This is a genomic window from Longimicrobiaceae bacterium (genome assembly GCA_035696245.1).
GTDB lineage: Bacteria > Gemmatimonadota > Gemmatimonadetes > Longimicrobiales > Longimicrobiaceae > DASRQW01.
The window spans coordinates 1-9,109 of the sequence record DASRQW010000344.1; the positions used below are offsets into that span (position 1 = coordinate 1).

At 71.4% G+C, this 9,109-nt stretch carries 4 protein-coding genes; all 4 read right to left on the reverse strand.

The genetic code is table 11. The features are described 5' to 3' along the window. On the reverse strand, positions 1-1,114 hold a 1,114-nt coding region (locus VFE05_15875; GenBank protein HET6231552.1), incomplete at its 3' end, for a condensation domain-containing protein. Positions 1,115-1,546: 432 nt separating this feature from the next. Further along, a complete protein-coding gene (locus tag VFE05_15880; protein HET6231553.1) occupies positions 1,547-4,903 on the reverse strand; it encodes an amino acid adenylation domain-containing protein in 3,357 nt (1,118 codons plus the stop codon). Between the two features lie 49 nt (positions 4,904-4,952). Then, a complete protein-coding gene (locus VFE05_15885) occupies positions 4,953-8,246 on the reverse strand; it encodes an amino acid adenylation domain-containing protein (protein HET6231554.1) in 3,294 nt (1,097 codons plus the stop codon). A 617-nt stretch (positions 8,247-8,863) separates the two neighbouring features. Then, positions 8,864-9,109, reverse strand: a 246-nt coding sequence (locus VFE05_15890; GenBank protein ID HET6231555.1) for a hypothetical protein, incomplete at its 5' end; no start/stop codon positions are given.

Here is a 9,109-nt window from a genome sequence, read left to right on the forward strand (position 1 = left end):
TGCGCTCCACGCCCAGCTCGTCCACCAGCAGGTCGAACGGGATCTCCTGGTGCCCGTACGCGCCCAGCATGGTGGTGCGCACCCGCCGCACCGCCTCGCGGAAGCTGGGGTCGCCGGACAGGTCGGTGTGCAGCGCCAGTGTATTGACGAAGAAGCCGATCAGCCGCTCCACCTCGGGCCGCGTGCGCCCGGCGATGGGGGTGCCGACCACGACGCTCGTCTGGCCGGACCAGCGCGAGAGCACGACCTGGAACGCCGCGAGCAGCGTCATGAACAGCGACGCGCCCTCCTCGCGGGTCAGCGCGTTCAGCGCGTCCACCGTGTAGAGCGGGACGAGGAACTTGGTCGTCGCGCCCTCGTAGCGCTGCGTGGGCGGGCGCGGCCGGTCGGTGGGCAGCTCCAGCACCTCGGCGGCGCCGGCCAGCTGCCCGCGCCAGTACTCCAGCTGCCGCTCCAGCGCCTCGCCGCTCACCTGCTCGCGCTGCCAGAGCGCGAAGTCGTGGTACTGGATGGGAAGCGGCGGCAGCGGCGACGGCTCGCCCGCGGCGAAGGCCGCGCACAGCACCCGCAGCTCGTTCAGGAAGATGCCGTTCGACCAGCCGTCGCCCACGATGTGGTGCGTGCAGAGGATGAAGACGTTCGAGCCCGGCCCCAGCTTCACGAACGTGCAGCGGATGAGCGGCCCGTGCTCCAGGTCGAACGCCCGCATCCGCTCGCCCGTGGCGATGCGGCCGGACTCCGCGCGCACCTCTTCCGGCGGCAGGCCGGAGAGGTCGATGAACGGCACGTCGATCTCCAGCACCGGCAGCACGTGCTGCACCGGCTCCTCGTCCACCGTGCGGAACACCGTGCGCAGCGAGCCGTGGCGGCGCACGATCTCGTTCACCGCGCGGCGCACGACGTCGATGTCCCAGTCGCCCGGGAAGGCGTCGGGGACGGCGATGTTGTAGACGGGGTTGCCCGGCTCCAGCTGGTCCAGGAACCAGAAGCGCCGCTGCGAGAACGAGACGGGGTACGTCTTGGCCTCGCCCGCCTTCTTCTGGAGGAGCTTCGCCAGCAGGCGGCGCTTCTCCTCGGGCGACATCAGCGTCTGCTCGGTGGGGCCACTGCTCATCGGTATGGAGTCTCTCTGCGAGCCGGCTGGAATCGTCCCGACGCGTCTGCCGGGCGCCTCGCCAAGCGGCGGCGGCGCCCGGCGGATGTGCCGCGGACGTTCGGAATCTCCCAAGTTGTCACTTCACCCGCCCCAACACCCAACCGTAAGCCGACTAGTTTTTGCGCGGCATGGCGGGTGGGATGCGGTAGAGCGGGGGAATGCCCCTCCCGCTCCCTCAGACTTGCACCCTCCCCCGCAAGCGGGAGAGGGTTGGGTCTGCGCGGGCCTCAAACCTCCGGACGACGGATGCTTGTCGTGCGGACGGTGGCGCGATGGTCACGCTTCCGCTCGGCGGCTGGGCGTCCGGGTGATGCACGGATGCGCGGCCGAGCGTCATCTACCGCGCTGCATCTCCATACGATCACGGGAGATGCGGGGCGTTCTCGTGCGTCAGTCGCCCTCGGCGGCGGGGGCGGCGGCGCGGCGGGCGTCGCGAGAGACGCGGGCCAGGCGCGGGGCCGCGGGGCCTTCGGGATCGCCGGCTTGGGCGGCGGCGTCCACGCGCAGCGCCATCTCGGCCACGGTGGGCGCTTCGAAGACGGCGCGGAGGGGCAGCTCCACGCCCAGCACTGTGCGGATGCGCGACATGAGCTGCGTGGCGATCAGCGAGTGGCCGCCCAGCTCGAAGAAGTGGTCCGTCGCGCCCACCCGCGGCACGCGCAGCAGCTCCGCCCAGATGTCCGCCAGCGACTGCTCGGCGGGCGTGCGCGGCGCGACGTAGCTGTCCTCGCGCGAGGCGTGCTCGGGCGCGGGAAGGGCGCGGCGGTCCACCTTGCCGTTGGGCGTGAGCGGCAGCGCGTCCATCGCCACGAAGGCGCTCGGCACCATGTGGTCCGGCAGCGACGCCTTGAGATGCGCCCGAAGCTCGGCCACGTCGGGCGCCGCGGCACCGTCTGCCGTCGCGAAGTAGCCGACGAGCCGCGTGTCGCCCGGCGCGTCCTCGCGCGCGATCACGGCGGCCGCTGCGATGGACGGGTGCGAGGCCAGCGCCGCCTCCACCTCGCCCGTCTCTACGCGGAAGCCGCGGATCTTCACCTGGTGGTCCAGGCGGCCCAGGTACTCCAGCACGCCGCCCTCCGTCCACCGCACCCGGTCGCCCACGCGGTACATCCGTGCCCCCGGCTGGCCGGAGAACGGGTCGGGGATGAAGCGCTCGGCCGTCAGCGCCGGCCGGTTCAGGTAGCCGCGCGCCAGCCCGTCGCCCGCCAGATAGAGCTCGCCCTGCACGCCCACCGGCACGGGCTGAAGCATCCGGTCGGCGATGTACGCGCGCGTGTTCGCCACCGGCCGGCCGACGTAGACCTTCGCGCCGCCGCGCTCCACCTCGGACCACGTGGAATACGTCGTATCTTCCGTCGGCCCATAGAGATTCAGCACGCGGTCCACGTGGCCGAGCTCGTACAGGCCCTGCGCGAGGGCGTTCGGCAGCGCCTCGCCGCCCAGGTTGAACGTGCGCACGGTAGTTGGGATCGCGTCCATCCGCAGCAGCTCCGCCGCGGCGGAAGGCACCATCGTCGCCAGCCGCACGCCCGCATCTACCGAAAGCTCCGCGAGCGACAGCGCATTCTCGACCAGGATCAGCTTCCCGCCCCAGCACAGCGTCCCGAAGATCTCCGCGACCGACACGTCGAAGCTGATGGACGTGGAGCCCAGCGACGCCGAACGCTCCGCATCAGAGACGGCCTTGCGCAGCCAGTGCAGCAGCACGGACGTGCTGCGATGCTCGATCTGCACGCCCTTCGGCTTCCCCGTCGATCCGGACGTATAAATCGCGTACGCGGCGTTCTCCGGCCGCACATCTACCGAGAGGTTGTCGTTCGGTAGATGCGCGATCTTCCCCCAATCCGCATCTACAGAAACCCCAACGGCTTCGGTGGATGGGAGATGCGCGGCGACGGACGACTGCGTCAGCACGACCGCTGCTCGCGAATCCTCCAGCATATACGCGATGCGATCCTCCGGATAGTTCGGATCGACCGGCACGTACGCGCCGCCTGCCTTCAGGACGGCGAAGAGCGCGATGATCATCTCCGGCCTGCGCTCCATGCACACGCCGACCAGCGATTCGGGGCCGACGCCGAGGGACTGGAGATGGTGCGCGAGCTGGTTGGCGCGCGCGTTCAGCTCCGAATAAGTAATCGCCTCCGCCGCGTGCACGAGCGCCACGGCATCGGGCGTTTTGGCGGCCCGCGCCTCGAAGAGCCGGTGGATGCACGTGGACGGGTAGTCCCGCGCCGTGTCGTTGCACTCGCGGAGGACCTGCTCCCGCTCCTCGTCCGAGAGGATGTCGAGGGTGGAGATGCGGCGGTCGGGGTCTTCCGTGGCGCCGATGACCAGGCGCTCGAACTGCTCGACCATGCGCTCTGCCGTGGCGGCGTCGAACAGGTCGGTGCGGTAGTCGATGCGCACCAGGTACTCGTCGAGCCCCTCGTTCGCCGTGAGCTTCAGGTCCGAGACGGCGGTGCCCGACGGCGGCAGCGTGTTGCGGAACGAGATTGCGGACGGCCCGGCATCTCCCGGTCCGCCATCTGCCGATTCGGGGTCGTGTGCCTCGGCATCCACACCCGGCGGCGGAGCCTTGCGGGCGGAGTTGTGGGCGAACATCACCTGGTACACCGGCGCGTGCTCCAGGCTGCGCTCCACCTTCAGCTCCTCCACCAGCTTGTCGAACGGCAGGTCCTGGTGCGCCTGCGCGCCCAGCATCACCTCGCGGACGCGGCGCACCATCTCGCGAAACGTGGGGTCGCCCTCCAGCCGTATGCGCACGGCCAGCGTGTTGGCGAAGTAGCCCACCACGCCCTCCAGCTCGGAGCGAGGGCGGCCCAGGATGGGCGTTCCCACCACCAGGTCGTCCTGCCCGGACCAGCGCTGGAGCAGCACGGCGTACGCGGCCAGCATGGTCATGAAGCCGGTAGCGCCCTCGCGGCGGCTCAGCTCGCGGACTGCCGCGGCCACGCCGCCGCCCATCTCGCAGTAGCAGGCGGCGCCTTCCGACCCCAGCGTGGCGGTGCGCGGCCGGTCGGTCGGCAGCTCCAGCAGCGGCGGCGCGCCGTCCAGCACACCGCGCCAGAACTCCATCTGCCGCGCCAGCTCGGCCCCCTGAAGGTGCCCGCGCTGCCAGATGGCGAAGTCCGCGTACTGGAGCGGCGGGTCCGGCAGCGGCGAAGGCTGGCCGGCGGCGAACGCCTCGTACAGCACCTCCATCTCCGCTTGCAGCCGCTCGAACGACCAGCCGTCGGTGACGGTGTGGTGCACCACGAGCACGAAGACGTGCCGCTCCGGCTCCAGCCGCAGCAGCCGCATGCGGAAGAGCGGCCCACGCTCCAGGTCGAACGGCTCGTTCACCAGCGACTTCACCCGCCGGTCGAACGCGTCCAGCCGCTCGTCCTCGTCGCCGCCCGGCATGTCCTCCACGTCCATCGTCACCGGGACGGCGGGGTCCACGACCTGCACCGGCTCGCCCGCGGCCAGCGCGAAGCGGGTGCGCAGCGCCTCGTGGCGGCGCACCAGCTCGGCGGCGGCGCGGCGCAGCGCGTTCACGTCCAGGCGCCCGTCCAGCACGCGGGTGGCGGGCACGTTGTACGCGGCGCTCTCCGGCTCCAGGTGGTGCAGGAACCAGAGGCGCTGCTGCGCGAACGACGCCGGGAAGGTGCGGGGCGCGGCGGCCTTGCGGCTCAGCAGGCGTGCCAGCATCTGCCGCTTCTCCTCGGGCGAGAGCGGCGCGGCGCCCGGGGTGTCCTGCGTCATGCGGCGTGCTTCCGGGGTGCGGCGGGACGGGAGATGCGGGGCGTCACGGCTACGCCTCGGGTGGGCGCACGCGCCCCTCGCGGGCCACGCGGACGATGCGCGGCGCCTGCGGGCGCGCCGCCTCGGAGCCGGAAGCGGCGTCGAGGTGCGCGGCGAGCGCGGCCACCGTCGGGCTCTCGAACATCGTCCTCAGTTGCAGCTCGCCGCCCAGCACGGTGCGGACGCGCGACACGACCTGGGTGGCGTTCAGCGAGTGGCCGCCCAGCTCGAAGAAGTTGTCGTTCACGCCCACGCGCTCCACGCCCAGCAGCTCGCTCCAGATGGCCGCCAGCTTCTCTTCCGTGGGCGTGGATGGCGCTACGTAGGCGGATTCCACCCCCGCCCGTTCCGCGTCGGGCGCGGGCAGGGCGCGGCGGTCCACCTTGCCGTTGGGCGTGAGCGGGAACGCGTCGAGCGTCACGAACGCGGCGGGCACCATGTACTCCGGCAGCCGCTCCAGCGCGTGGGCGCGCAGCTCCGCCGTCCCCGGCGCCTTCCCCTCGTCCGCCGGCACCACGTAGCCGACGAGGCGCAGGTCGCCCGCGGCGGACTCGCGGGGCACGACCACAGCGTCGGCCACGGCGGGGTGGGCGCGCAGCACGCTCTCCACCTCGCCCGGCTCGATGCGGAAGCCGCGCAGCTTCACCTGCTCGTCGATGCGCCCCGCGAACTCCAGCGTCCCGTCCGCCCGCCAGCGCACCCGGTCGCCCGTGCGGTACATGCGCCCGCCCGGCTCGTACGCGTACGGGTCGGGCAGGAACTTCTCGGCCGTCAGCGAGGGGCGTCTGGTGTAGCCGCGCGCCACGCCCGATCCGCCCAGGTGCAGCTCGCCAAACACGCCCACCGCCACCGGCCAGCCCCGCGCGTCCAGCACGTAGCTGCGCGTGTTCGCCATCGGCTTCCCGATGGTGGGCCGCCGCTCGCCCGTCTCCTCCGCCGCGATGGTGGCGCAGACCGTCGCCTCCGTCGGCCCGTACGCGTTCAGGAACCGGCGGCCGTCTCCCCAGCGTGTCACGATCTCTGCCGAGCAGGCTTCGCCGGCCGAGACGAGAGTCTGGAGATGCGGGAACTCCGTCTCCGGCATCGCCGTGAGCACCGACGGCGGCAGCGTGGCGACGGTGACGTTCATCTCCCGAAGCGTCCCGATGAGCGGATCCCCCGGCATCAGCGCGTCCTGCGGCGCCAGCACCAGCGTCGCGCCCGCCAGCAGCGCCGTCAGCACCTCGGACACCGCGGCGTCGAAGCTGAACGAGGCGAACTGGAGCACGCGGCTCTCGGATGAGATGCCGAACGCCTCGATCTGGGCTCTCGCCAGGTTCGCAACCGCATCGTGCGGCACCATCACGCCCTTCGGCCGCCCCGTCGAGCCAGACGTGTAGATGATATACGCCAGGCTCGACGGATCGACATCCACCGAAAGATCGGAATCGTCGGCCGATGCGGCATCTTCCGGGTGCTGGTCGAGCAGGACGATGCGCGCGGAGTGATCCGGCAGATCGGCGGCGAGCTTGGACGTGGTCAGGAGGACGGTCGCGCCGGAATCCTCCAGCATGTACGCCCGCCGGTCCTTCGGGTACGCAGGATCGACCGGGAGATATGCGCCGCCCGCCTTGAGCACGGCGAGCAGGCCGACGACCATCTCCGGCGACCGATCTACCGAGATGGCAACCGGCACATCTGCCCCGACGCCGAGGCTCTGGAGATGCCGCGCAAGCCGATTCGCGCGTGCGTTCAGCTCCACGTACGAGAGCGACGCATCGCCGAAAAGAATCGCGGTCGCGTCCGGCGTCGCGCGCGCCTGGCGCTCGAACAGCGCGTGGACGGTGGATGCGGGGCCAAGGTCGCGCTCCGTCGCGGTCCACTCTTCCAGCAGCGTGCGGTGGTCGTCCGCGTCCAGCAGCGTGGGGCGCGAGATGCGCTGCGCGGGGTCGGCGGTGAGGGAGAGCAGCAGGGTCTCGAACTGGCGGCCCATGCGCAGCATCGACTCTTCGTCGAACAGCCCCGTCTTGTACTCGATGGCTACGTAGTAGGCGCCGTCGCGCTCGCCCACCTGGAAGCTGAGGTCGAAGATGGTGGTGCCCGTCTCGACCGACACGCCGGCGACGTCCACGTCTTCCAGGTCCAGCTTGCTGCCGCCCGCGTTCTGAAGCGCGAACAGCACCTGGAAGAGCGGGTTGTGGCCCAGGCTGCGCTCCACCTTCAGCTCGTCGACCAGCTTCTCGAACGGCAGGTCCTGGTTGGCGTACACACCCAGCATCATCTTCCGCACCCGCTGCACCACCTCGCCGAAGGTGGGGTCGCCGTCCATGCGCGTGCGCAGCGCCAGCGTGTTGGCGAAGTAGCCGAAGATGGGCTCCAGCTCGCTCCGCGTGCGCCCCGCGATGGGGGTGCCCACCACCACGTCGTCCTGGCCGGTCACGCGGTAGAGCAGCACGTCGAAGACGGCCAGCAGCACCATGAACGCCGTGGCGCCCTGCGTCCGCGCGAGTGCGGAGACCGCGTCCACCAGGCCCGCGTCCAGCTCCAGGACGGTGGTGGCGCCGGCATTGTCCTGCCGCGAGGGGCGCGGCCGGTCGGTGGGCAGGTCCAGCACCGCGGGGGCGCCCTCCACCAGCCCGCGCCAGAACGCCAGCTGCCGCTGCAGCTCCTCGCCCTGGAAGTGCGTGTGCTGCCACGCGGCGAAGTCCGGGTACTGCACCGCCAGCGGCTTCAGCGGCGACGGCTCGCCGCGCGAGAACGCCGCGTACAGCTGGTTCAGCTCCTGGATCAGGATGCCGATGCTCCAGCCGTCGGCCACGATGTGGTGGACGGCCAGCACCAGCACGTGCTCGTCGGGCGCCAGGCGCAGCAGCAGCGCGCGCATCAGCGGCGCCTTGGCCAGGTCGAACGGCTGCATCACGAAGGCGTGCGACCGGCGCTCCTCTTCGGCAGTGCGCGCCTCGGCGTCGGCCAGGTCCTCCAGGCTCTCCACCGCCAACTCGAGGCTGCACGCGGGCTCCACCACCTGCACCGGCTTGCCGTCTACCGTGCGGATGCTGGTGCGCAGCGCGTCGTGCCGCCGCACGATCTCGTCGAGCGCGCGCATGAGGGCGCCCGAGTCCAGCGGCCCCCGCAGGCGGATGCCGCCGGGGAGGATGTACGCCAGGCTGCCCGGATCCAGCTGGTCCAGGAACCACAGGCGCTGCTGGAGGAACGACGCCGGGTACGTCTTGGGCGCCGCCGCCTTCTTCTGGAGCAGGGCCGCGAGCCGCAGGCGCTTGTCATCGGCAGACGCCGCGGGGGCGCCGGTGGTGGTCTCGGCCATTCGGAGGTACGTCTTTCGGTGGATGCGGAAGGGCCGGCGCGCGGGTCCGCGCTCCAACGCGTCGTGCCCGCCGTCCGTGCAGGCGGCGGGACCGGGCGCATCCGTCTGTGAGGCGAAGAGATGGCGGCTGGCGCCGCCGGTAGGGCCCGCGCGCGTGACGCCGCGCAGGGCTGCCGACGCGGGACAATCTAATACATTTCCCGCATAAATCCATGCCGCTCCGCCCACACCGATCCAGCAGGGACGTAACGTTTTGGAGACGCAGCCCAACGAGGCGAGATGGCGGGAAGTCCCTCGGCCGAGCATCCTCGACGCGTTCACCGAAGCGCCGTAAGAGGAGAGTTACGCTGGAGCGTCGACGAGGAATGGTAGAGACGAAGCCGCGAATCGACGGAGGGATGAGAACGAAGCAGTTCGAGCGCATGGCGACACGCGGATCCACGTAGCTCTACATCTTCAGCGTGCAGATCCACCTATACCCAGCGCAGGGCGCAGCCCGAGCTACCGACGCCGCTCCGCCCCGGAGCCACGCAGGAGATTCGTGCCTTCTCCCACTTGTGGGAGAGGGCAGGCGAGCCTTGCGAGCCGGGTGAGGGCCACCCCCGCCCGCCCCAACGTCACCCCTCTCCCACCACTCTCGCCCCCGGCGCCGACACGCGCGACACCCACGCGTCCGCCTGCACTCCCTCCCGCGCGAAGGCGGCGACCATCGCGTCGCGCACCACGGCGGCGGAAGCGTCACCGTCGCACCAGGCGAAGCAGCTCGGGCCGGCGCCGGAGAGCGAGCAGCCCAGCGCGCCCGCCTCGCCCGCGGCGTGCTTGACGGCGCGGAAGCCGCGCACCAGCGGCTCACGCCCGGGCTC